This is a genomic window from Mesorhizobium qingshengii, assembly GCF_027563465.1.
GTDB classification, from domain to species: Bacteria; Pseudomonadota; Alphaproteobacteria; order Rhizobiales; family Rhizobiaceae; genus Mesorhizobium; species Mesorhizobium qingshengii_A.
This window is the reverse complement of the sequence record NZ_JAPFQA010000003.1, coordinates 45,049-65,537: the sequence shown is the minus strand read 5'-3', so window position 1 is coordinate 65,537 and position 20,489 is coordinate 45,049. Positions and strand designations below refer to the sequence as shown.

At 63.2% G+C, this 20,489-nt stretch carries 19 protein-coding genes and 1 tRNA gene; 11 read left to right on the top strand and 9 right to left on the bottom strand.

The window, feature by feature from the left end; translation table 11 throughout:
- Positions 1 to 172: 172 nt before the first annotated feature.
- Both OOJ09_RS09315 and OOJ09_RS09310 read left to right on the top strand, forming a co-directional pair.
- Positions 173 to 1,222, top strand: a complete 1,050-nt coding sequence (locus OOJ09_RS09315) for a threonine aldolase family protein (protein ID WP_269904938.1) — start codon at positions 173 to 175, stop codon at positions 1,220 to 1,222.
- Positions 1,223 to 1,245: 23 nt separating this feature from the next.
- Positions 1,246 to 2,145 (top strand): MBL fold metallo-hydrolase, encoded by a 900-nt coding sequence (locus OOJ09_RS09310; protein ID WP_269904937.1) that lies wholly within the window; start codon positions 1,246 to 1,248, stop codon positions 2,143 to 2,145.
- Between the two features lie 48 nt (positions 2,146 to 2,193).
- On the opposite strand, the gene OOJ09_RS09305 is transcribed toward OOJ09_RS09310, so the two are convergent.
- Positions 2,194 to 2,661 (bottom strand): Hsp20 family protein, encoded by a 468-nt coding sequence (locus tag OOJ09_RS09305; protein ID WP_269904936.1) that lies wholly within the window; start codon positions 2,659 to 2,661, stop codon positions 2,194 to 2,196.
- Positions 2,662 to 3,140: 479 nt separating this feature from the next.
- On the opposite strand from OOJ09_RS09305, the gene OOJ09_RS09300 reads away from it, so the two are divergent.
- On the top strand, positions 3,141 to 4,118 hold the full coding sequence (locus OOJ09_RS09300) for an alpha/beta fold hydrolase (RefSeq protein ID WP_269904935.1): 978 nt from the start codon (positions 3,141 to 3,143) through the stop codon (positions 4,116 to 4,118).
- 81 nt (positions 4,119 to 4,199) lie between these two features.
- On the opposite strand, the gene OOJ09_RS09295 is transcribed toward OOJ09_RS09300, so the two are convergent.
- From OOJ09_RS09295 to OOJ09_RS09285, 3 genes are all read right to left on the bottom strand, one after another.
- A complete protein-coding gene (locus tag OOJ09_RS09295) occupies positions 4,200 to 4,712 on the bottom strand; it encodes a DUF1579 domain-containing protein (protein ID WP_269904934.1) in 513 nt (170 codons plus the stop codon).
- Between the two features lie 161 nt (positions 4,713 to 4,873).
- Positions 4,874 to 5,647, bottom strand: a complete 774-nt coding sequence (gene hisN / locus OOJ09_RS09290) for a histidinol-phosphatase (RefSeq protein ID WP_269904933.1) — start codon at positions 5,645 to 5,647, stop codon at positions 4,874 to 4,876.
- Positions 5,648 to 6,018: 371 nt separating this feature from the next.
- The gene (locus OOJ09_RS09285; RefSeq protein ID WP_269904932.1) at positions 6,019 to 6,960 is read right to left on the bottom strand and encodes an N-formylglutamate amidohydrolase; all 942 of its coding nucleotides are present in this window, start codon (positions 6,958 to 6,960) and stop codon (positions 6,019 to 6,021) included.
- A 162-nt stretch (positions 6,961 to 7,122) separates the two neighbouring features.
- Between OOJ09_RS09285 and cpdR the strand changes: the two genes are divergently transcribed.
- Together cpdR and OOJ09_RS09275 are read left to right on the top strand one after the other, a co-directional pair.
- Positions 7,123 to 7,485 (top strand): cell cycle two-component system response regulator CpdR, encoded by a 363-nt coding sequence (gene cpdR, locus OOJ09_RS09280; RefSeq protein WP_006199474.1) that lies wholly within the window; start codon positions 7,123 to 7,125, stop codon positions 7,483 to 7,485.
- A gap of 220 nt (positions 7,486 to 7,705) precedes the next feature.
- Positions 7,706 to 7,780: transfer RNA gene (locus OOJ09_RS09275), tRNA-Val, on the top strand.
- A gap of 192 nt (positions 7,781 to 7,972) precedes the next feature.
- Here the strand turns inward: OOJ09_RS09275 and OOJ09_RS09270 are convergent.
- Both OOJ09_RS09270 and OOJ09_RS09265 read right to left on the bottom strand, forming a co-directional pair.
- Positions 7,973 to 9,460 carry a hypothetical protein gene (locus OOJ09_RS09270; RefSeq protein ID WP_269904931.1) on the bottom strand — a complete coding sequence of 496 codons (1,488 nt, stop codon included), beginning with the start codon at positions 9,458 to 9,460 and terminating at the stop codon, positions 7,973 to 7,975.
- A 46-nt stretch (positions 9,461 to 9,506) separates the two neighbouring features.
- Entirely contained in the window at positions 9,507 to 10,442 is a 936-nt protein-coding gene (locus OOJ09_RS09265; protein WP_269904930.1) for a hypothetical protein, read from the bottom strand.
- Between OOJ09_RS09265 and OOJ09_RS09260 the strand changes: the two genes are divergently transcribed.
- On the top strand, positions 10,404 to 10,955 hold the full coding sequence (locus tag OOJ09_RS09260) for a hypothetical protein (protein WP_269904929.1): 552 nt from the start codon (positions 10,404 to 10,406) through the stop codon (positions 10,953 to 10,955). The two genes, OOJ09_RS09265 and OOJ09_RS09260, sit on opposite strands and share 39 nt — an antisense overlap.
- Here OOJ09_RS09260 and fcl read toward each other — a convergent pair.
- The 3 genes from fcl to OOJ09_RS09245 all read right to left on the bottom strand — a co-directional run bounded on the left by fcl (position 10,938) and on the right by OOJ09_RS09245 (position 14,242).
- Entirely contained in the window at positions 10,938 to 11,912 is a 975-nt protein-coding gene (gene fcl, locus OOJ09_RS09255; protein ID WP_269904928.1) for a GDP-L-fucose synthase, read from the bottom strand. The two genes, OOJ09_RS09260 and fcl, sit on opposite strands and share 18 nt — an antisense overlap.
- Positions 11,913 to 11,924: 12 nt before the next feature.
- On the bottom strand, positions 11,925 to 12,989 hold the full coding sequence (gmd, locus tag OOJ09_RS09250) for a GDP-mannose 4,6-dehydratase (RefSeq protein ID WP_269904927.1): 1,065 nt from the start codon (positions 12,987 to 12,989) through the stop codon (positions 11,925 to 11,927).
- 98 nt (positions 12,990 to 13,087) lie between these two features.
- Entirely contained in the window at positions 13,088 to 14,242 is a 1,155-nt protein-coding gene (locus OOJ09_RS09245) for a dihydrodipicolinate synthase family protein (RefSeq protein WP_269904926.1), read from the bottom strand.
- A 243-nt stretch (positions 14,243 to 14,485) separates the two neighbouring features.
- Here OOJ09_RS09245 and OOJ09_RS09240 point away from each other — a divergent pair, with 243 nt between their 5' ends.
- From OOJ09_RS09240 to OOJ09_RS09220, 5 genes are read left to right on the top strand one after another with little or no spacing between them, the layout of a single operon-like run.
- Positions 14,486 to 15,535, top strand: coding sequence for a LacI family DNA-binding transcriptional regulator (locus OOJ09_RS09240; RefSeq protein ID WP_269904925.1), 1,050 nt, complete (start codon positions 14,486 to 14,488; stop codon positions 15,533 to 15,535).
- Positions 15,532 to 16,548, top strand: a complete 1,017-nt coding sequence (locus OOJ09_RS09235; RefSeq protein ID WP_269904924.1) for a Gfo/Idh/MocA family protein — start codon at positions 15,532 to 15,534, stop codon at positions 16,546 to 16,548. The genes OOJ09_RS09240 and OOJ09_RS09235 overlap by 4 nt, the downstream gene beginning before the upstream one ends.
- On the top strand, positions 16,545 to 18,146 hold the full coding sequence (locus OOJ09_RS09230) for an acyl CoA:acetate/3-ketoacid CoA transferase (RefSeq protein ID WP_269904923.1): 1,602 nt from the start codon (positions 16,545 to 16,547) through the stop codon (positions 18,144 to 18,146). The genes OOJ09_RS09235 and OOJ09_RS09230 overlap by 4 nt, the downstream gene beginning before the upstream one ends.
- Positions 18,139 to 18,915, top strand: a complete 777-nt coding sequence (locus tag OOJ09_RS09225; RefSeq protein ID WP_269904922.1) for an enoyl-CoA hydratase/isomerase family protein — start codon at positions 18,139 to 18,141, stop codon at positions 18,913 to 18,915. Before OOJ09_RS09230 ends, OOJ09_RS09225 begins: the two co-directional genes overlap by 8 nt.
- Before the next feature lie 9 nt (positions 18,916 to 18,924).
- Positions 18,925 to 20,436 (top strand): aldehyde dehydrogenase family protein, encoded by a 1,512-nt coding sequence (locus tag OOJ09_RS09220; protein WP_269904921.1) that lies wholly within the window; start codon positions 18,925 to 18,927, stop codon positions 20,434 to 20,436.
- Positions 20,437 to 20,489: the final 53 nt, after the last annotated feature.

Genomic DNA, 20,489 nt, shown 5'->3' with positions numbered 1-20,489 from the left:
GCCGCCGACGACAGAAAATTACGTCAAGCCGAGCAGAAACGTAAGCTTCGGTCGCCGGCCGATGCCCGGCCAGATTGACTGGCTTTAACGGTTTTCCAGCGTCTGGCCCCTTGCGGTCGACCTGCGAAACCAGTCAACTTCAAGCTGATTTCCCCAAAACACAGGCAGATGCATGTTCTTCGCTTCCGACAATTGGGCAGGCGCCCATCCCAACATCGCCGCTGGCCTGTCCGCCAATGCCGGCGGCTTTTCCACCGCCTATGGCGACGGCGCACTCGACCAGGCCGTTTACCGGCGCTTCAGCGAGATTTTCGAACGCGAGGTCGCGGTGTTCTTCGTGGCGACCGGTACGGCCGCCAACTCACTGTCTCTGACCACCTTCAACAAGCCCGGCGGTATTTCCTTCGCCCACCGCGAATCGCATGTGATCGAAGATGAATGCGGCGCGCCGGAGTATTTTTCCGGCGGCTCGCGGCTTCATGCCGTCGACGGCGCGCTGGGCAAGGTCGACCCGCACAATCTGGAAAGGATCATTGGCCGCTTCGCGCCCGAAATCGTCCATTGGGGGCGCCCGATGGCCGTTTCGGTCACCCAGTCGACCGAGGTCGGCACCATCTACGGCCTGGACGAGATCGAGACGATTTCGGCGATCGCCAAAAGGCATTCCGTGCCGCTGCACATGGACGGCGCCCGCTTTGCCAACGCGCTGGTCGCGCTCGACACGAGCCCGGCCGAAATGACCTGGAAACGCGGCGTCGACATCCTGTCCTTCGGCGGCACCAAGAATGGCTGCTGGTGCGCGGAAGCGATCGTGCTGTTCGATCTCGACCGCGCCCGGGAATTGGCCTTCCTGCGCAAACGCGCCGCCCAGCTGTTTTCCAAGTCGCGCTTCGTCGCGGCGCAGTTCGAAGCCTATTTCAGGGATGGGCTGTGGCTCGACACAGCCAGGCATGCCAACGCCATGGCCGCCCGCCTTGCGGCGGCGATCGAGGACTCGGCCTCGGCGAAGCTGGCATGGCTGCCGCAGGCGAATGAGGTGTTCGCGGTGATCAGGAAAGCCGAAGCCGAAAAGCTGCAGGCGGCGGGCGCTGCCTTCTACGACTGGCACAAGCCGCATGGTTTCGACGGCCACATAGGCGAGGACGAGGCGCTCTATCGCTTCGTCACCAGTTTTGCCACGACGGCCGAAGAGGTCGACCGCTTTGGCCAGCTGATCGCCTGAGCTGCGGAGTTGCGAGCAAACAGATGACCAGACCGCCTCTCGGCTCGACCATGCGGCTCATTCGTCCGGCGCCAAACGTCCTCGGCTTCTACGATGGCCGCATCGACGGCGTTCGCGCCTGGTCGGATGAGCCAAACTGGCTCGACGACGGTGCCTATACCCTCGGCATCTGCACCTATGCGATCGTCGATGGATCGCAGGCGCTTGTCTATGACACGCATATTTCGCTGCCTCATGCCCGCTTTATCAGGCAAACGCTTGAAGGCTTGGGCGTAAAATCGATCCGCGTCGTGCTCAGCCACTGGCATGACGATCACATCGCCGGCAACGAGGTGTTCCGGGATTGCGAGATCATCGCCAACGATCTCACCGCCTCGGCCCTGGCGCGCAACCGCGCTGAAATCGAAGGTGGGAATCCGCCGATCATGCCGCTTGTGCTGCCGACCAGGACCTTTGCTGGCAGCCTCAGCCTCATGGTGGGGTCGGTCGCCGTCGAGCTTCGCCAGGTCGAGATCCACAGCCATGATGGCAGCGTGCTGCTCATGCCCGACACCGGCCTGTTGCTGGCGGGCGACACGCTGGAGGACCCGATCACCTATGTCGCCGAGCCAGATCGACTGGCCGAACATTTGATCGATCTCGAACGCATAGCCAGCTGGAAAATAAACCGGATCTTGCCAAACCACGGCTCCCTGGAAGCAATAGAGGCGGGCGGCTATGACACGAGCTTCATCGCGGCGACGCAGGCCTATGTCGCCAAGCTGCTTGCCTGCCGGCACGAGCCAGATCTGGCGAGGCAGGATCTGAGAACTTTCGGCGCCGACATGTTCGCCAGGGGTGCGGTGGATTATTTCGCGCCATACGAACCCGTTCACCGGCAAAACGTCGAGGCCGTCGTCGCTGCCGCAACGGGCCGCCAATAAAAAAGGCGGCGCCTTTCGGCACCGCCTTTGCCTTGGGAGGCTATTGGATCAGTTGGCGGTCTTGGCCTCGATCTGCTTGGCCTTGGCCGAAGACGCCGTAATGGCGATCTTGCGCGGCTTCAGCTCTTCGGGAATGTTGCGCTTGAGGTCGACGAAGAGCAGGCCGTTCTTCAGTGTAGCGCCGACGACGTCGAGATGGTCGGCAAGCTGGAAGCGGCGCTCGAAGGCCCTGGAGGCAATGCCGCGATAGAGCAGTTCGGAACCTTCACCGGTGCCCTCGTCCTTGCGCTCGCCTTTCACGGTCAGCACGTTGCGGTGGGCTTCGATCGAGATTTCGTCGTCCGAGAAGCCGGCAACCGCCATCGAGATCCGGTAGGAATCCTCGCCGGTGCGCTCGATGTTGTAGGGCGGGTAAGTCTGCGCGCCGTCAGGCTGCGCAAGCGAATCGAGCATGGTGAACAGGCGGTCGAAGCCGACGGTCGAACGATAAAGCGGGGAAAAATCAACGTGACGCATGAGGTGTTCTCCTGTTGAGCAACATGGTTTGCGTATGGCCGCTGCGAAACCCACGATCGGCGTTCCGGATGGACCAGCGGCCCCGACATTGGCGACCGCATCCAACATTTGGGGAGCGCTCGAAAGCATTTCAAGATTTCTCCTGCTGGCAAAAAGACGACCGGTGACGTGATCGATGAACGGCAGATGAACCGCCGCTTCGGCGTCCGTTCAGACTGCCGGCGCTAGAGTGTCCCCAGGATCAAGGACACGCGGCGCCGGATTCATAGGACAGGCACCGCGACGAGGCCGACCGGGTGTTAACGTCCCTTCCTCCCGGATCGACAGAGGCCGGAGGCACGCGTGAAGCGGCTTCCGGCCTTCCCGCTGCAGCTCGTCGTCACCCGGAATTCCTTTGCTTTTGGCGCATGGGCGTCTATCACCTTGGCGGAGCCAGCCAGCACCGGCGGGCACGCCAGACGCCAAGCACGAAGCGCCGAATGATGGATTTTGTTCACGACATCCCCCTTTTTCACGAAATCGAGGGCAATCCGCGACCGGAAAACGCCACTGGCGGCTTCTTCACCACCCGTGACGGCAAGAAGATCCGCTACGGCCTGTTTGCAGCGGTCGCTCGCCCGTTGAAGGGCACCGTGGTCGTGCTTTCCGGCCGCAACGAGTGCATCGAGAAATACTTCGAAACCATCCGCAACCTTGCCGATCGCGGCTTTGGCGTGGCCACCCTCGACTGGCGCGGCCAGGGTGATTCCGACCGGCTGATCCGCGATCGCCAGCGCGGCTATGTCAGGAGCTTCCGCGACTATACCGCGGACCTGGAGCAGTTCTTCGAGGAGATCGTGCTGCCCGACTGCCGCGGGCCGTACTATATCCTCGCCCATTCGGCCGGCGCCGTGATCACGCTGCTTGCCGCGCCGTCGATGGTGAACCGCGTGCGGCGCATGGTGCTGATCGCACCGTTCCTGACGCTTCCCGATCTGCCGGTCTCGATAAGGACGGTTCGCCGCGTCTGTTCGCTGTTCTGCGCCCTCGGCCTTGGCCGGCTCTATGCCGCCTGGGGTCCGCGGCCGAAGGTGACGGCCCCTTTCGACACCAACAAGCTGACGTCCGATCCCGAGCGCTACCGGCGCAACACGCGGATCTACGAAGAGTACCCGCAACTGGCGCTTGGCGGCCCGACGATCCGCTGGCTGCAGGCCGCCGCGAAAGCATCCGAAGCCGTCAGCGACCCCGATTTCATGGCCAGGATTCAGGTTCCCCTGCTGATAATTGCCGCCGGCGCCGACCAGGTCGTCTCGACCAAGGCCGTGGAAGCCTACGCCCGGCATCTGCGGCTCGGCTCGCTGCTGATGATCGACGGCGCGCGCCACGAAATCCTGCAGGAAGCCGACATCTACCGCGAGCAATTGCTTGCCGCCTTCGACGCCTTCATCCCCGGCAGCGACGACCCCACGGCCTGATGGCGCCCAGCCCTGATAGCGGCCGGCCCTGATAGCGGATTGTCGAACGGCGGAAGGCCTGCCCGGTGTCGATCGGTCGGCTCATGTCTGGCGGGCGAAGTCCATGACCCAGTTGGTCTCCCAGCTCGTGCCGCCATCCGCTGAGAAGGCCTGCTCCCAGCGCGCCGTATCTTGCGTGATCCCGGACCAGAGGAAACGAACCCGGATCGGCCTGTTGTCGAAGACATCCTCGCACAGGAATGTGCCGACGCCGTCGGTGAACGTGCCGCGCATCGGCACGTCGATGGCCAGGGGAGTGCGGCCGTCGATCCACCAGATCGACCATTGCCTCGTCGCCGGATCGAAGGTTCGCACGGTGGCGGCACGATAGGCGCCGCCCGGCAGCTCGATCACATTGTCGTCGACATTGCCGAGCCCGCCGAGCAGCGAGCGCACCGCGCATGTGCCGCCAAGCGCATCCCAGTTGCCGTCGCCTGCCAGACGCCTTTGCAGCCTTCGATGGCTGACGTTCCAGTTGCCGAAGAAGAAATCGAAATCGCCGCGGCCATCCACCGCAACGTCATTGACGTGGCTGGCTGTTGATTGCGTCGGCATGGCATCCTCCCTCTGGCGACATGCTTTTATAGCGGAAGGATGCCGACAGCTTCCTGTCAGGAGGATTGCCCTGTCGGATTTGGCAATCGTTGCCTTGACCCGAACCTGCGCGTCACCGCGCCAGTGTCCGTTGAGTTTCAGGTCCTGAATATCAGCGGACCTTAACCGCGCAAGGCTGCCATGGCGGCCGCATGCAGCTCCGGCGTCGCCGCCGCCAGCACGTCGCCACCCTTTTCCGCCGGTCCGCCGTCGAAAGTGGTGACGACGCCGCCCGCCTTCTCGATGATCGGGATCAGCGCCACGATGTCGTAAGGCTTCAGTCCGGGATCGGCGACAATATCGACGCTTCCTGACGCGACCATGGCGAAGGCATAGCAATCGGTGCCGTAGCGGGCGAGCTGGACCTGCTTTTCGAACTGATCATAGCGCTTGCGCGCCTCACCCTTGTAGAGCGCCGGCGTCGTGGTGAAGAACGTCGCATCGGCAAGCTTCGTCGTCTTGCGAGTTGTCAGCTTGCGGGGGCCGCCCGGCCCCTCATAGTGCGAGCCCGAGGCATTGGCGTAGAAGAGCTCGCCGGTGAAGGGCTGCGACATCATGCCGGCGACCGCGTCGCCGTCGACCGTCAGCCCGACCAGCGTCCCCCACACCGGCAGGCCGGAGATGAAGGCGCGCGTGCCGTCGATCGGATCGATCACCCAGACATTCCTGCTGGCGGTATTCTCGCTGCCATGCTCCTCGCCGAGGATGCCGTGGTCTGGATACTCCGCCGATATCAGCGCCCGGATGGCGCGTTCGGCCTCGCGGTCGGCTTCTGTGACCGGATCGAAACTGCCCTTTTCCTTGTTGGCGACCGCGCCCTGGCTGCGAAAACGCGGCAAGGTTTCCGCCGCAGCCGCCTGCGCAATGCGACGCATGAAATCGATGCTGATGTCCAACTGATTCTCCCGCGTTGCAGCATGGCCAAGCCATGCTCTGCCGCCACTTTCCAGCCAAAACAAGGGTGTTCGACGACTTTCCGCTGCGACAAATCGTTGCCAAAATGTCACGCCAACGCCATCGAAACGCAATTTCCACATCACTATGAATTAAAAAAGCCTGAAGATCGCTTGACATTTGTGCAGCGCACAATACCCTCAGCCTCGGATAGGTTTTCCTGTCCATGCCCTCCTTGGGCGTTTCCTCCCTAGACTTCGACCGTATCGTGCAAACGATGCGGTCTTTTTTTATGCCGCAAGTCCCGATGCATGTCGCCCAAAAGTGCGCGGCGTTTTTGGGACAACGGCTTGTATGAAAACAAGCCTCTATTTCACTCCGCGGCCAGCGGCAGGTCAACGAAATGATGGTCGGGCATCGCCATCAGATCCGCCGAGAATCGCGTCAGGTCGTCAGCCAGCGCGTCGAAGCCGGCAGCCTTCTCGAAGGTCCGCTCGTTCATGTAGAGCCCGCGATTGACCTCGATCTGCAGCGCATGCAGATGGCGCGCCGGGCGACCGTAATGTTCGGTGATGAAGCCGCCGGCATAGGGCTTGTTGTGGGCGACGGTATAGCCCATGGCGGTGAGCAGACCGATGGCGGTCTCGGTCAATGCCGCGGTGGCCGAGATGCCGAAACGGTCACCGACGATGAAATCGGGCCGCAAACCGTTGTCGCCGACACGGATGCTCGCCGGCATCGAATGACAGTCGATCAGCACGGCAAAGCCGAAGCGGGCATGGGTTCTGGTCAAAAGCCGTTTCAGCGTCTCGTGATAGGGCTTGTAGACAGCCTCGATGCGGGCCACCGCTTCGGCCAGCGGCAAGCGGCCGGAGTAGATGTCCAGCCCCTCGCCCACCAGCTTGGGCACGGTGCCAAGCCCGCCGGCCACCCGCGCCGACCGGATGTTGCAGAAGGAGGGCACCGGCTCGGCGAACATGCGCGGATCGAGTTCCCAGGGCTCGCGGTTGACGTCGAGATAGGCGCGCGGGAAATTCGCCGCCAGCATCGGCGCGCCGAGTGCGACGGCGCCGCCGAACAGCTCATCGACATAGCAATCTTCCGACCGGCGGATGGCGGTGCGATCCAGCCTCGCCATGGCAAGGAAGCGCTCCGGATAGTAGCGGCCGCTATGCGGTGAGTTGAAGAGGAAGGGGACGCGCTGCTCGGCGCCCGACCGGATCTCGAAGGGTGGAACGACCGAAAAATCCTCGGCTGCCGTCTTCAATTTGAACGAACCCGAAAACACCAGTGCATCATGGTGTGAAAGTGCCACCTTGCTGGCCGCGTGTCCAGCATTTCAGCGGCCGAGCCGCCGGGCAAATATGGCTTATCGCCGTCTTCGTTCACTTGATGTTTACCCTCACCTCCTCATATACAGGATGGTTAACGGGCTTGCCCAACGGCAATCTCGGGCGGGTGATTCGGACGGGATATCATGGCACGCATTCTTCTGGCGGAAGACGACGACGATATGCGTCGGTTCCTCGTCAAGGCGCTGGAGCGCGCCGGCTATCAGGTCAGCGATTTCGACAACGGCGCCAGCGCCTATGAGCGGCTGCGCGAAGAACCGTTCTCGCTGCTCTTGACCGACATCGTCATGCCGGAGATGGACGGCATAGAGCTCGCGCGGCGCGCCACCGAGATCGATCCCGACCTCAAGGTCATGTTCATCACCGGTTTCGCCGCCGTCGCGCTGAACCCAGATTCCAAGGCGCCGAAAGACGCCAAGGTGCTGTCGAAACCATTCCACCTGCGCGATCTCGTCAACGAGGTCGAAAAGATGCTGCAGGCGGCCTGAGCAGCTTTCCTGGCTAATGCATGTCGCCCAGAAGTGGCCCCAGTTTTGGGAGAACGACATGCATGAAAACAAAGACCTGAAGCGCGGCGCCTGAATCCATCCAGACGCGACGCGCTTCAGGCATCGTCGCCCGTTCGCCGCTGCGGCGAGACGACGCCTTCTTTCCTTTTTCCTGCTATTGACGCGCCGGATCAAAAATGGTGTATGCGCGGCTTCGGATGGGCGTGTAGCTCAGCGGGAGAGCACTGCATTGACATTGCAGGGGTCACAGGTTCAATCCCTGTCACGCCCACCATCCAATCCAGACAGTCCTATAGGTTCGTCGAAACGGCGAGCGCCGCCAAAGAAACCGATGCCGGCGCATTACCTGCTTGCATGAGCGGACGGTCCGGATGACACCTCCGTGCCGCCAGCCGGCGGCCGCACATCATCTTGATCGCCGCTGCGGTCGCGCCGCGAGGCCTCAAGACCCATGCCCGATCGCAGCTTAGAGCCAGGACGTCCTCAGCCGGCCGAGCCGCCACATGGCTCTCGACATTCGTCCTGATTTCGGCTTCTTGCCCAACCCCACGCGCCGCCTGATTCTCCTGAAAATCCGGTTTCCAGGCTCCGTCTTCACCAGCCTTGCCGCCATCTCCACCGCCGACTTCCTGTCCCCCAGCACTTCGAGAAGAATATAGGCCGAGCAAGCCATGGCGTAGGGATGGCCAGCGTTCGCCGCCGCGAAGAAAACCTCGAAGTCCTTTTCCATCGTCAGGTGACCGCCGATCCGGTCGGTCAGGATGTCCATCATCGGCAAGGGAATCTTGGAGCGCGCCATGGACTGGCTGGTCATCAGCGATTTCAGGATCGCCTCGCCCGAGGCAGGATCGCCATCACGAAAACAGGCTGCCGCCATTTTCAGGTCATAGGCGTCGTTTCGCGGGTCCAGCGCCTGGGCTTTCTCCAGAAGCTCCCTTGCTCGCGCCGGACTGATCTCGTCTTCCAGGGTCAGAAGGGTCCATTGATAGCCAAAGGCAGCCTCGAGCGGGTGATAGTCGGTTTGGTGCGTCCGCAACTCCTCCAGGATGATTTCCGCCGCGCGCGACGTGCTGAACAGTGCGCTGGCGCCGACGCAAGGGACATCGCCCATCACCGATGCTACCGCCGCATAGATGCTGCCTCCGGCATGGATCTGCTGGCATCTTGCCATCAGCGCCATCTCGAAGAATGCGCTGAGGGCTTCCTCCCCCCTGAAGTCTCCGGCGCCGAAGTCGTCGGTCCGCAGCGCCCCGGTTTCGGCCCTGAGATAGTCGAGCGTGGCATGATCCTGGCCGATCAGGAGGGTTGTCAGGCCCCTCGATGAAAGTTCCGACACGATCGCCCTGGCCAATGTCGAGGGAATGACCTTGTCGGCGAAAACCAGCCGTCTGCGATGATGGCCGTAGACGATGTCGCCGCTGCGAAGATGCAACGCTGCCATCGGGCCGGGAAAGCGGCATTTTGCGGCTGCATCGAGCGCCTGCCGCACGGCCGGCGAGAACCCGAAGGCTCGCAGCGTTTCGGACCTTCGCACCGGTGCGGCATCATCGTCGCGGAAGAAATCGAGGACGTCGAAGTCGTCGCAGATCCAGCCGCGCAGCCTTCCCTGTCGTGCCTCCGCATCAAGGTCCGACGGCGTGAACGCAGTGCCGCCAAGGACGCCGAAATCAGAGGCTTTGATCTTCTCGCCCAGCCAGTGCTTCTCGATGAAGTCGGTGGAAAAGATCTTTCCGACCACGTCGACGGTGTGGGATTCCTGGTCGGTGATATCCCTACTGTTCCAGGTGAAGCCGAAACGGTAGCCGAGCCTGTCGGCGAGTGACTTTGCGTTGGCCATGGCCAGCAGGCGGCCGCCAAGCCCGTCATCCCTGTTGACGGCAATCAACATCGACCTGTCGTCATGCGGCCCCGAGCCGGAAATCGCCCTTTTCAATGCGGCGGAGAAACCATGCATATGTCTGTTCCAGTCCACTGCGAAGTTCGAAGGCGCCAACCGGCGGTTAAACGCGCAAGGGCGAGCCGTCATTTGCCGCTGCGGCTGTCCGGAGCGTCAATTCGATGTCCCGGAAAAGCCGGTTGGCGGGTTCCGCCTTGCGCGATAGCGCAGCCATTGCCAGGGCGGCCTCGGTTCTGCCCAGAGCCGTGTGAAGGATATGGGCAGAGCATGCCGCGGCGTAGGGACAGCCAGCCCTGGCCGCGGCGAAGTAGAGTTCGAAGTCACCGGCCATGACATGGCCGCGCCACGAGGGGCTTGTCAAAACCTGCATGATCTGCATGGAATTTTCGGCGCCGGCATCGATTTCCCTGAGCATGAACGCTTTCAGAATTGCCTCGCCGCCTCGATAATCCTGTTCTCGAAAATAGCCGGCCGCCATCTTCAGCGCATAGGCGGGGTTTTGCGGATCGAGCGCGGCCGCCTTTTCGAGAATTCCCCGCGCCTGCGCTGGGCCAATGCTGTCTTCCATAAGCAGGAAGGCCGACTGATAGCCAAAGGCCGCCTCCAGCGGATGGTAATCGGATTGCCGAGCCTTCAATTCGTCCAGGATGGCCGCCGCTGTTCCACGATCGCCGAACAAGGCTTTTGGCCGCAGGACCCGGATACCGCCCATCACCGAGGACATTGTCGCGAACACGCTGCTTCCCGCATAGATCCGCCGACACCGAGCCATCAATGCCATTTCGAAAAACGCCTTGAGTGTCCCGTCTTCGAACTGGCCCGCTCCGAAATCATCGGAGAGGAAGGCTCCGGTCTCCGATTTCAGATAGTCGAGCGTTGCCCGATCCTGGCCGATCACAAGCGTCGCCAAGCCTTTTGACGCCAGTTTCGACACGATCGCCTTGGCTAGCGGTGCGGGAATGACCTTCTCGCAAAACTCCATCTGCGAGCGGTAGTTGCCGTGGATGATGTCGCCGCTGCGCAGATGCAGCGCGGCCATCGGCCGGGAAAACCGGCGCCCGTCGGCGGCGGCAATGGTTGCTCTCACGGGATCGGAAAAGCCAAGCGTGCCAAACGTCCGATGCCTCGATCGCGCCGACCTGTTGGCGGGCAGCATCGCCCTGAACCAACCCTGCCGGAACGATTTCAGGATGCGGAAATCATCGCAGATCCATCCCTGGGAACCGTTCCGGCGGGCATCGGCTGCCAGGCTGGACCGCGTGAATCGTGTACCGTCGAGGACCCCGTACCGGGCAGCGTCGATCGTCTCGCCCAGCCAGTGTTTTTCGATAAAGCTGGTGGCAAAAACCTTGTCGACGGAATCGACAATGTGGAATTGCATGTCGTCGATGGATCGGCGGTTCCAGGTAAAGCCGAAACGGCACCCCAGTTTATCGGCGAGACATTTTGCGTTGACCATGGCGAGCAGGCGCCCTCCAAGGCCGTCTGCCCTGGTCGCCGCCAATGTCATCATGGAGAAATCGCTCAATCGGCATCAACTTTCGGGCGCTGACAGCCGGACCTGACCGGCTTCGATATGCCGGAGGAACCATGCATATGTCTGCTCCAGCCCGCTGCGCAGCGAGTACCGGGGGCGCCAGCCGGTGGCAAACAGCCGCGAGACGTCGAGCAGCTTGCGCGGCGTGCCATCCGGCTTGGTCGTATCGAATGTAATCTTCGCGTCGCCGCCGACGACCGAGGCCACCGTCCTGGCCAATTCGGCGATGGTGATGTCTTGACCCGTGCCGACATTGATGTGGCTTTCACCGGTGTAGGTTTTCAAGAGGAAGACCAGCGCATCGGCTGCATCGTCGACATGCAGGAACTCGCGCATCGGTTTGCCCGATCCCCATACCCGCAGGCTCTTGTGACCAGCCTGCTTCGCTTCATGCGCCTTGCGCATCAATGCGGGTATGACGTGACCGGATTCAAGGTGGAAATTGTCGCCCGGACCATAGAGATTGGTTGGCATCGCCGAGATATAGTCGACCCCGTGCTGGCGCCTGTAGGCCTGGCAGAGTTTCAGCCCGGCGATCTTGGCGATCGCATACCATTCATTGGTTGGCTCCAGCGGCCCGGTCAGCAGCGCATCCTCCGGGATCGGCTGTGGCGCGAATTTCGGGTAGATGCAGGACGAGCCGAGAAACAGCAGTTTGCCCACCTCGCTGCGAAAAGCAGCTTCGATGACATTGGTCTGCAGCTCGATGTTCTCATACAGGAAATCGGCCGGAAACCTGTCATTGGCCAGGATGCCGCCGACCTTGGCGGCGGCCATCACCACGGCATCCGGCCGACGATCGGCCATCCAGCGCCGCACGCCGGCCTGATCGAGGAGGTCGAGCCCGTCGCGCCCTACGGTGAGGATCTCGCAATCCTCGGCTGCCAGCCTGCGCACGATGGCCGAGCCGACCATGCCGCGATGTCCGGCCACGAAAACCCGCTTGCCCCTGAGGTCGAAGGTCTCGTTCATCGCCCTGCCTTATCAGGATTGGCCGTGCCTGGCATCAGCGGCGACGCGTGTCAGATCAGCCCGCACCATCTCCGCCACCAGATCCCTGAAGCCGGTCACATGCGACCAGCCGAGCTTGGCTTTGGCCTTGGATGCGTCGCCGACAAGCAGGTCGACCTCGGTCGGCCTGAAATAGCGCGGGTCGATGCGCACCAGCGAGGCGCCAGAGCCGGCATCGACGCCGACCTCGTCCACGCCCGTGCCCTGCCAGCGAATGGTCCGCCCGGTTTCGGCAAAGGCCAGTTCGACGAATTCGCGCACCGAATGCGCCTCGCCCGTCGCCAGCACAAAGTCATCCGCCTCGTCATGCTGCAGGATGCGCCACATGCCCTCGACATAGTCGCGCGCATGACCCCAGTCGCGCCTGGCGTCGATGTTGCCGAGATAGAGTGTCTCCTGCAGGCCACGATGAATTGAGGCGACGGCTCGCGTGATCTTGCGGGTCACGAAGGTTTCGCCACGGGTCGGGCTCTCGTGGTTGAACAGGATGCCATTGGCGGCAAACATGCCGTAGGCCTCGCGATAATTGACCGTGATCCAGTAGGCATAGAGCTTGGCGGCGGCATAGGGCGAGCGCGGCTGGAAGGGCGTCGTCTCGCGCTGCGGGACTTCCTGTGCTCTGCCATAGAGTTCCGATGTCGATGCCTGGTAGAAACGCACGGACTTTTCCAGCCGCAGGATGCGGATTGCCTCCAGCAGCCTGAGCGCCCCCAACGCATCGGCATTGCCTGTGTATTCAGGCGTCTCGAAACTCACCTGGACGTGGCTCTGGGCGCCGAGATTGTAGATTTCGTCCGGCTGTGTCTCCTGCACCAGACGGATCAGGTTGGTGGAGTCCGTGAGGTCGCCATAGTGCAGGAAGAAACGGGCTTCGCGCTCATGCGGATCGACATAGATGTCGTCGACGCGCTCGGTGTTGAACGAGGACGAACGGCGCTTGACGCCATGGACGACATAGCCCTTCTGCAAAAGCAGCTGTGCCAGATAAGCCCCGTCCTGGCCGGTTACACCGGTGATGAGCGCCACTTTGTCTGCCATCGCTCTGTTGGTCCCTGATCTGCGCTCCCGCAATACAGATTCAAACCAACAACGCAAATCCCCGCGCGGGGGATTCTTTTGGCCCAACTTCCTATGGCTCAGGCGCCCGCAATGGCGCAGAGGCTCTTCATCCTGGCCACGGCCAGTTCCGGGTCGGCCAGCAATCCTGCCTGGTCGGCAAGGCGAAAGACATCGGCGTAGTGACGGATGCCGCGCGCCGACTGCATGCCGCCGATCATCGTGAAATGGTCCTGATGGCCGTTCAGCCATGCCATGAAGACGATGCCGGCCTTGTAGTACTCGGTCGGCGCCTCGAAGATCTTGCGCGACAGCGGCACCGTCGGCGCCATCAGCGCGTCATAGCCGGCGCGATCGCCGTCCGCCAGTTTCGCCAGCGCGGCGTTGGCGACCGGCGCAATCGCATCGAAGATACCGAGCAGAGCGTGCGAGTGTTTCTTGCCGTCGCCGGCGATCAGCTCGGGATAGTTGAAATCGTCGCCGGTGAACATGACGACCCCTTCGGGCAGCCGGTTCCTCAGCGCAACCTCCTTGCCGGCGTCGAGCAGGGAAATCTTTATCCCTTCGACCTTCCCGGCGTGGCGTTCGATGATGGCGACGACCGTGTCCAGCGCGGTTTCGAAATCGCTGCTGCCCCAATAACCTTTCAGCGCCGGGTCGAACATGTCGCCCAGCCAGTGCAGGATGACCTTGCCGGAGGCCTGGCTCAGAATGCGGTCATAGACACTGGCGTAGTCTTCCGGGCCCTTGGCGACAGCCGCCAGCGCCCGGCTGGCCATCATGATCGCCTTGCCGCCCAGCCCCTCGATGAAAGCGAACTGCTCCTCATAGGCGCGAATCACATCGTCGAGCGTCCTGGCGGCGGCCGGCGCCAGATGGTCGGTTCCAGCGCCCGACGCAAGGTCGGCGCCGCCGACCGTACGCGCCTCGGCAATCGATCGCCGGATCAATTCCTGTGCGCTTGCCCAGTCGAAACCCATGCCGCGCTGCGACGTGTCCATGGCTTCGGCGATGCGGAAGCCGAGCCGCCACAAATGGTGGCGGAAGGCCATGGTCCGTTCCCAGTCGACCACCGGCCGCGACCACGGATCGGTCATCGCAAGCGGATCGGCAACGACGTGCGCGGCGGCATAGGCGATGCGGGAAAACCGCGCGCCGATCACCGGCCGCGCCGGCTGGCCGACCAGATGGTAGCGGGCGCTGCGGCCCTCCTCCCCAGGCAAGGCAATGTCCATCGAACTCTCCCTTTTCCGCGCCTATAAATGGAACGTTCCAATAAATCAAGGACCTTTACGATTCATCGCCGATCCAGAGGAATATGCTGCATTGCAGCACGACAACCGTTAGTGCGCACGGCATTCAGCACTCGGCGATCAATCTCCTGGATGGAGAAAAAATCTCGATTGACTCATCCTTGAAGCAGTGATTAGAACGTTCCAATAGATTTGACCGAGAAACAGCCGGGAGGATGCATCTGGATGGCCAGCCGGGCCAAGGCGACGATATTCGACATTGCCCGCGAGGCTGGCGTGTCCAAATCGACGGTATCGCTCGTGCTCCAGGGCAGCGGGCTGATCCGGCCTGAAACCGCGGTCAAGGTGCGCAAGGCGATCGAGGATGTCGGTTACGTCTACAACCGCGGCGCCGCCAATCTGCGCAAGGCCCACTCCAACGTCATCGGCATGGTCATCAACGATCTCACCAATCCTTTCTTCGCGGAACTGGCGGTCGGCATGGAGCGTGTCTTCCAGTCGGCCGGCATCGTGCCTTTCATAGCCAACACGGCGGAGAACCCCGTGCGTCAGGAAGAGGTGCTGAAATCGCTGATGGAACAAGGCGTCGCCGGCCTCATCGTGTCACCGGCGCGCGGCACCACGCCGGGCGCCTTCCGGCGCCTGGAAACGGCGGGCGTGCCCGTGGTCTTCGCCATGCGTCGGCTGCCTGAAAGCCGCATCCCGGTGATCGCACCCGACAATCATCGCGGCGCCTTTCTCGCCACCGCTCACCTGATCGGCAAGGGGCATCGCCGGTTGGTCTTCTTCGGCGGCACGTCGGACCTGGTGGTCTATCAGGAACGGTTGGGCGGTTTTCGCGAAGCCTGCGAGACGCTTGGCATCGCCGCCCGCGACACGCTTGTCGTCCAGGGCGAGACCAGCCGCAGAGGTGGCATCGCTTGCCTGGAGACCGCCCTCGCGATGGCTGAACCGCCGACCGCGGCCCTCTGCTTCAACGATGCCGTCGCCTTTGGCGTCATGCTGGCATTGCGCAAGCGTGGGCTCGAGCCGGGAACGGATTTCGCCGTCGTCGGTTTCGACGATGTGGTCGAGGCCGAGCACTATATGCCGGCGCTGACCAGCGTCTCGGTGGATACGGCAGGTCTCGGCGAACGCGCCGCCCACGTCATGCTGAAGATGATCCAGTCGCGCACCACGCGCGCCGAAGACCATATCGGCGCCGTCAATCTGGTCGTCAGGGAAAGCTGCGGCCCAAATCGATCCGCGGAGCTGGGACTGGGGGACGCGGCATGAGCGTCAGATGGGGACTGGTCGGCGCCAGCACGATTGCCAGGCAGTTCATGATCAACGCCATCCGGGCACAGTCCGATGGCGAGATCGCGGCGGTGATGAGTTCCAGCCCGGAGCGCGCCACGGCCTATGCCAGGGAAAATGGCATTCCAGCCGCCGTTTCGACGCTTGATGCCCTGCTCAAATCCGACATCGATGCGGTCTACATCTCGACCACCAACGAACTGCATCTCGAACAGGCACTCGCCGCCGCCAGGGCGGGCAAGCATGTGCTGTGCGAGAAGCCGCTGGCGCTGACCAGCGCCGATGCGCGCACGATGGTTGCCGCCGCCAGGGCTGCCGGCATCGTGCTCGGCACCAACCACCATCTGCGCAATGCCGGCGCGCATCGCGCCATGCGCGAGGCGATCGCCGCCGGCCGCATCGGCAAGCCGATCGCGGCGCGTGTCTTCCATTCCGTCTATCTGCCGGAAAACCTGCAGGGCTGGCGCATAACCAGACCGGAAGCGGGCGGCGGCGTGGTGCTCGACATCACCGTGCATGATGCCGACACGCTGCGCTTCGTGCTTGGCGACGATCCCCTCGAGGTTTCGGCCTTCACCCAATCGGCGGGAATGGCCGGCAGCGGGCTGGAGGACGGCGCCATGTGCATCTGGCGCTTCAAGTCGGGCGTCATCGCGCAGTCGCACGAAGGCTTCACCACCAAATTCGCCGACACCGGCTTCGAGGTGCATGGCTCCGATGGCTCCTTGATCGCCAGCAATGTGATGACGCAGAAGCCGGCCGGCTCGGTTATGCTGCGCACCGCCAAGGGCGAGGAGCAGTTGAGCTTCGACCGCGAGGACCTCTACTCCCGGTCGTTACGCCAGTTCCATGCCGCGATCCGTGGCAAGGGCCAGCCCTCCGCCACTGGCGAGGACGGCATCTGGTCGCTCACGGCGGCCGAGGCAGCGCTTCAGTCGGCCAACTCCGGCAAGGCCGTCAAGATTGACCCGAAACTCGGGAGCATGGATTGAACAAGGTCGTTTCGGCAGCGCAGGCAGCGGGCCTCATCAAGGACGGCATGGTCGTTTCCGTGTCATCGTCGAGCGGTCTTGGCTGCCCGGACGCCGTGCTTGCGGCGATCGGCGAGCGATTCGACAGCGAAGGCCATCCGAAGGACATCACCACGCTGCATCCGATCGCCGCCGGTGACATGTACGGCATCAAGGGCATCGACCATCTGGCCAAGCCCGGCCTGTTGAAGCGGACACTGTGCGGTTCCTATCCGTCCGGTCCCTCCTCTTCCGAACCACCGCAGATCTGGAAGATGATCGGCGACAATTCGGTCGCCGCCTACAACGTGCCGTCCGGCATCCTGTTCGACATGCACCGCGAGGCCGCCGCCAAGCGCCCGGGCGTGCTGACCAAGGTGGGTCTCGACACCTTTGCCGACCCACGCCATCAGGGCTGCGCCATGAACGCTGCCGCCAGCGAGCCGATCGTTTCGGTACAGCAATTCGACGGCGAGGAGTGGCTCTATTTCCGCTCGATCGTGCCGCAGGTCTCGATCATCCGCGCCACCACGGCGGACGAGCGCGGCAACCTCACCTATGAGCATGAGGGCGCCTATCTCGGCGGGCTGGAACAGGCGCTGGCCGCCCGCAACAATGGCGGTGTCGTCATCGCGCAAGTCAAGCGCGTCGTCGAGAACGGCACGCTGAAGCCGCATGACGTGCGCGTGCCGGGCGTGCTGGTCGACCATATCGTCGTCGCGCCCGATCAATTGCAGACGACGCTGACGCCCTACGATCCGGCAATCTCCGGTGAGATATTCCGGCCGCTGTCGAGCTTCCGCAACGCCGAGATGAACGTGCAGAAGGTGATCGCGCGCCGTGTCGCCATGGAATTGCGCGACGGCATGGCCGTCAACATCGGCTTCGGCATCTCGGCCAATGTGCCGCGCATCCTTCTCGAGGAAGGCCAGCACGGCAAGGTCACCTGGGTGATCGAACAAGGCGCGGTCGGCGGCGTGCCGCTGCTCGACTTCAAGTTCGGCTGCGCCTCGAACGCTGAGGCGATCATGCCCTCGCCGCACCAGTTCATCTATTTCCAGGCCGGCGGCTTCGACGCCTCGCTCTTGTCCTTCCTGCAGATCGACCGCCACGGCTCGGTCAACGTGTCGAAACTTTCGGCGCGGCCGCATGTCACCGCCGGCGCCGGCGGCTTCGTCGACATCACCGCGCGGGCGAAGAAGATCGTGTTCTCCGGCTTCTTCAACGCCGGCGCCAAGCTGTCGCTGGCCGATGGCGGTATCCGCATCGACCAGGAAGGCAAGGTCAAGAAGGTGGTCGCGGAGGTTGAGCACATCTCCTTCTCCGGCAAGCGCGCGGTCGCGCAGGGCCAGGACATCACCTATGTCACCGAGCGCTGCGTCATGAAGCTGACCCCGGAAGGTCTGGTCGTCACCGAACTCGCGCCAGGCATCGACTTGCAGCGCGACGTGTTGGCGCAGTCGGAAATTCCGCTGGCGGTCGCCAAGGACCTCAAGACGACTCCGCAAGCGCTCTATCGCGACCAGCCGATCGGCCTGTCGCTGAATGGCGGCGCGTCACTTGGAGGCGCGCATGTCTGAGCCTCTCGTCACCTTCGAGCAGGACGGCGCCATCGGCACCATCACCTTGCGGCGGCCGGAGAAGTTCAACGCGCTGGACATTCCGATGCTGCGCGCGCTGGAGGCAGCACTCGACGAAGCAGAGACGGCAAGCGACGTGCGTGTCGTGCTGCTGCGCGGCGACGGCAAGGGCTTTTGCGCCGGCGGCGATGTCGAAGCGTGGGCCGCCATGAGCGCCGCCGATTTCCAGGTGCAATGGGTGCGCTACGGCCATCGCGTCTTCGACCGGCTGGCGCGGCTGCGGCAACCGACCATCGCCGTGCTGTCCGGCCATGCGCTGGGCGGCGGGCTGGAACTGGCGGCGGCTTGTGATTTCCGCGTGGCGGAAACACAGGTGAAATTGGGCTTCCCCGAAACCTCGATCGGCGTCGTGCCCGGCTGGTCCGGCACGCAGCGCGCGGTGCGCCGCTTCGGCGCGCAGACGGTACGTCGCTTGGCTCTGGGTGGCGAGGTTCTCCTCGCTGCCGAAGCGCTGGCCCTGGGCATGGTCGACCGGGTGGTCGAAACCGGCAAGGGTCATGCGGAGGCCAAGGCCTGGGCCGGAAAGATCGCCGAACGCGGACCGCTGGCGACGGAAGCCGCCAAGCTGATGATCGCGGTCGCCGAAGGCGAGGAAAGTGCCGCCGCCGTCGAAGCGCTGGCCAGCGGCTTCATCGCCTTGACCGGCGATCTCAAGGCCGGCGTCGGCGCTTTCAAGGCCAGGCAAAAGCCGGCCTTTTCGAGATCCTAGAGGAACCACATGAACGCACCCCTCAACATCGCCATGCCCGCCGAGGCATCTGCAGCGCCAAGAACCTATCGGCTGCTGATCGACGGCAAGCATGTCGATGCCCGCGACGGCCGCATGCTGGAGCGCAAGAGCCCCGGTCATGGTTTTACCGTTTCGCACTATGCGCAGGCCGGCGCGTCCGAGGTGGAAGCCGCTGTCCAGGCCGCGCACAAGGCGTTCGAGACCGGCCCGTGGCCGCGCATGAAAGCGGCCGAACGCGCCGCGATCCTGCTCAAGGCGGCCGACCTGATCGAGGCGCGGCTGGAAGAGATCGCGCGGCTCGACGCGCTGGAATCCGGCAAGCCGATCGCCCAGGCGCGCGGCGAGATCGGCGGCGCCGTCGACATCTGGCGCTATGCCGCATCGCTGGCCCGCACGCTGCATGGCGAATCCTACGCCAATCTTGGCGACGCCATGCTGGGCGTCGTGCTGCGTGAGCCGATCGGCGTCGTCTCGATCATCACGCCATGGAATTTCCCGTTCCTGATCGTCAGCCAGAAACTGCCGTTCGCGCTCGCCGCCGGCTGCACGGCTGTGGTCAAGCCGAGCGAAATGACCTCGGCCTCGACCTTCGTCCTCGGCGACATCCTGATGCAGGCCGGCCTGCCCGCCGGTGTCGTCAACATCCTTGCCGGCCTGGGCGCCGATGTCGGCGCGCCGATGGTCAGCCATCCCCTGGTCGAAATGGTGTCGTTCACCGGCTCGACCCGCGTCGGCAAGATGACCATGGCGTCGGCCGCGCAGTCGCTGAAGAAAGTCTCGATGGAGCTTGGCGGCAAGAACGGCCAGATCGTCTTCCCCGATGCCGACCTCGAGGCCGCCGCCGACGCGGCGGTGTTCGGCGGCTTCTTCAATGCCGGCGAGTGCTGCAACGCCGGCAGCCGGCTGATCGTGCATGAGGCGATCGCCGATGATTTTCTCAGCGCGGTGAAGGCACTTACTTCCAAGGTGGTTGTTGGTGACCCGCTCGACGATGGCACCAAGGTCGGCGCCATGATCTCGTCGGACCACCTGGCCAAGGTGGCGGGTTACGTTACGGCAGCCGCGAGCGACGGCAGCAGCGTCTACAGCGGCGGCAAGCAGCTGGCGTCCAATGCCGGCCAATACCTCGACCCGACCATCATTCGCGGCGTCACCGAGGACATGGCCATTGCGCGCGAGGAAGTGTTCGGCCCGGTGCTTTCCGTGCTGACTTTTGAATCGATTGAAAAGGCGTTGCACATCGCCAACAACACGCCCTATGGTTTATCGGCGGGCGTGTGGAGCGCCAGCATCGACACTTGCATGTCGGTGGCGCGTGGGGTGCGTTCGGGAACGGTTTGGGTGAACACATTCATGGAAGGTTATCCCGAGCTGCCCTTCGGAGGCTACAAGCAGTCCGGTCTCGGACGCGAACTCGGCAAACGCGCCGTCGAGGATTATACCGAGGAAAAGACAATCCAGTTTCATCGCGGCCAGCGCACCGGTTGGTGGGTCGGCTGAGTTGAGAAGAACCCGGTGGGTTCCACCGGTCGTGTAATGCAACAAGGGAGGAA

Excerpts from the sequence above, each read along its gene's own strand:
- OOJ09_RS09315 (WP_269904938.1), top strand. The coding sequence starts at position 173 with ATGTTCTTCGCTTCCGACAATTGGGCAGGCGCCCATCCCAACATCGCC.
- OOJ09_RS09310 (WP_269904937.1), top strand. The coding sequence starts at position 1,246 with ATGACCAGACCGCCTCTCGGCTCGACCATGCGGCTCATTCGTCCGGCG.
- OOJ09_RS09305 (WP_269904936.1), bottom strand. The coding sequence starts at position 2,661 with ATGCGTCACGTTGATTTTTCCCCGCTTTATCGTTCGACCGTCGGCTTC.
- OOJ09_RS09300 (WP_269904935.1), top strand. The coding sequence starts at position 3,141 with ATGATGGATTTTGTTCACGACATCCCCCTTTTTCACGAAATCGAGGGC.
- OOJ09_RS09295 (WP_269904934.1), bottom strand. The coding sequence starts at position 4,712 with ATGCCGACGCAATCAACAGCCAGCCACGTCAATGACGTTGCGGTGGAT.
- cpdR (WP_006199474.1), top strand. The coding sequence starts at position 7,123 with ATGGCACGCATTCTTCTGGCGGAAGACGACGACGATATGCGTCGGTTC.
- OOJ09_RS09270 (WP_269904931.1), bottom strand. The coding sequence starts at position 9,460 with ATGCATGGTTTCTCCGCCGCATTGAAAAGGGCGATTTCCGGCTCGGGG.
- OOJ09_RS09265 (WP_269904930.1), bottom strand. The coding sequence starts at position 10,442 with ATGGCCGCGCTGCATCTGCGCAGCGGCGACATCATCCACGGCAACTAC.
- fcl (WP_269904928.1), bottom strand. The coding sequence starts at position 11,912 with ATGAACGAGACCTTCGACCTCAGGGGCAAGCGGGTTTTCGTGGCCGGA.
- gmd (WP_269904927.1), bottom strand. The coding sequence starts at position 12,989 with ATGGCAGACAAAGTGGCGCTCATCACCGGTGTAACCGGCCAGGACGGG.
- OOJ09_RS09245 (WP_269904926.1), bottom strand. The coding sequence starts at position 14,242 with ATGGACATTGCCTTGCCTGGGGAGGAGGGCCGCAGCGCCCGCTACCAT.
- OOJ09_RS09240 (WP_269904925.1), top strand. The coding sequence starts at position 14,486 with ATGGCCAGCCGGGCCAAGGCGACGATATTCGACATTGCCCGCGAGGCT.
- OOJ09_RS09235 (WP_269904924.1), top strand. The coding sequence starts at position 15,532 with ATGAGCGTCAGATGGGGACTGGTCGGCGCCAGCACGATTGCCAGGCAG.
- OOJ09_RS09225 (WP_269904922.1), top strand. The coding sequence starts at position 18,139 with ATGTCTGAGCCTCTCGTCACCTTCGAGCAGGACGGCGCCATCGGCACC.
- OOJ09_RS09220 (WP_269904921.1), top strand. The coding sequence starts at position 18,925 with ATGAACGCACCCCTCAACATCGCCATGCCCGCCGAGGCATCTGCAGCG.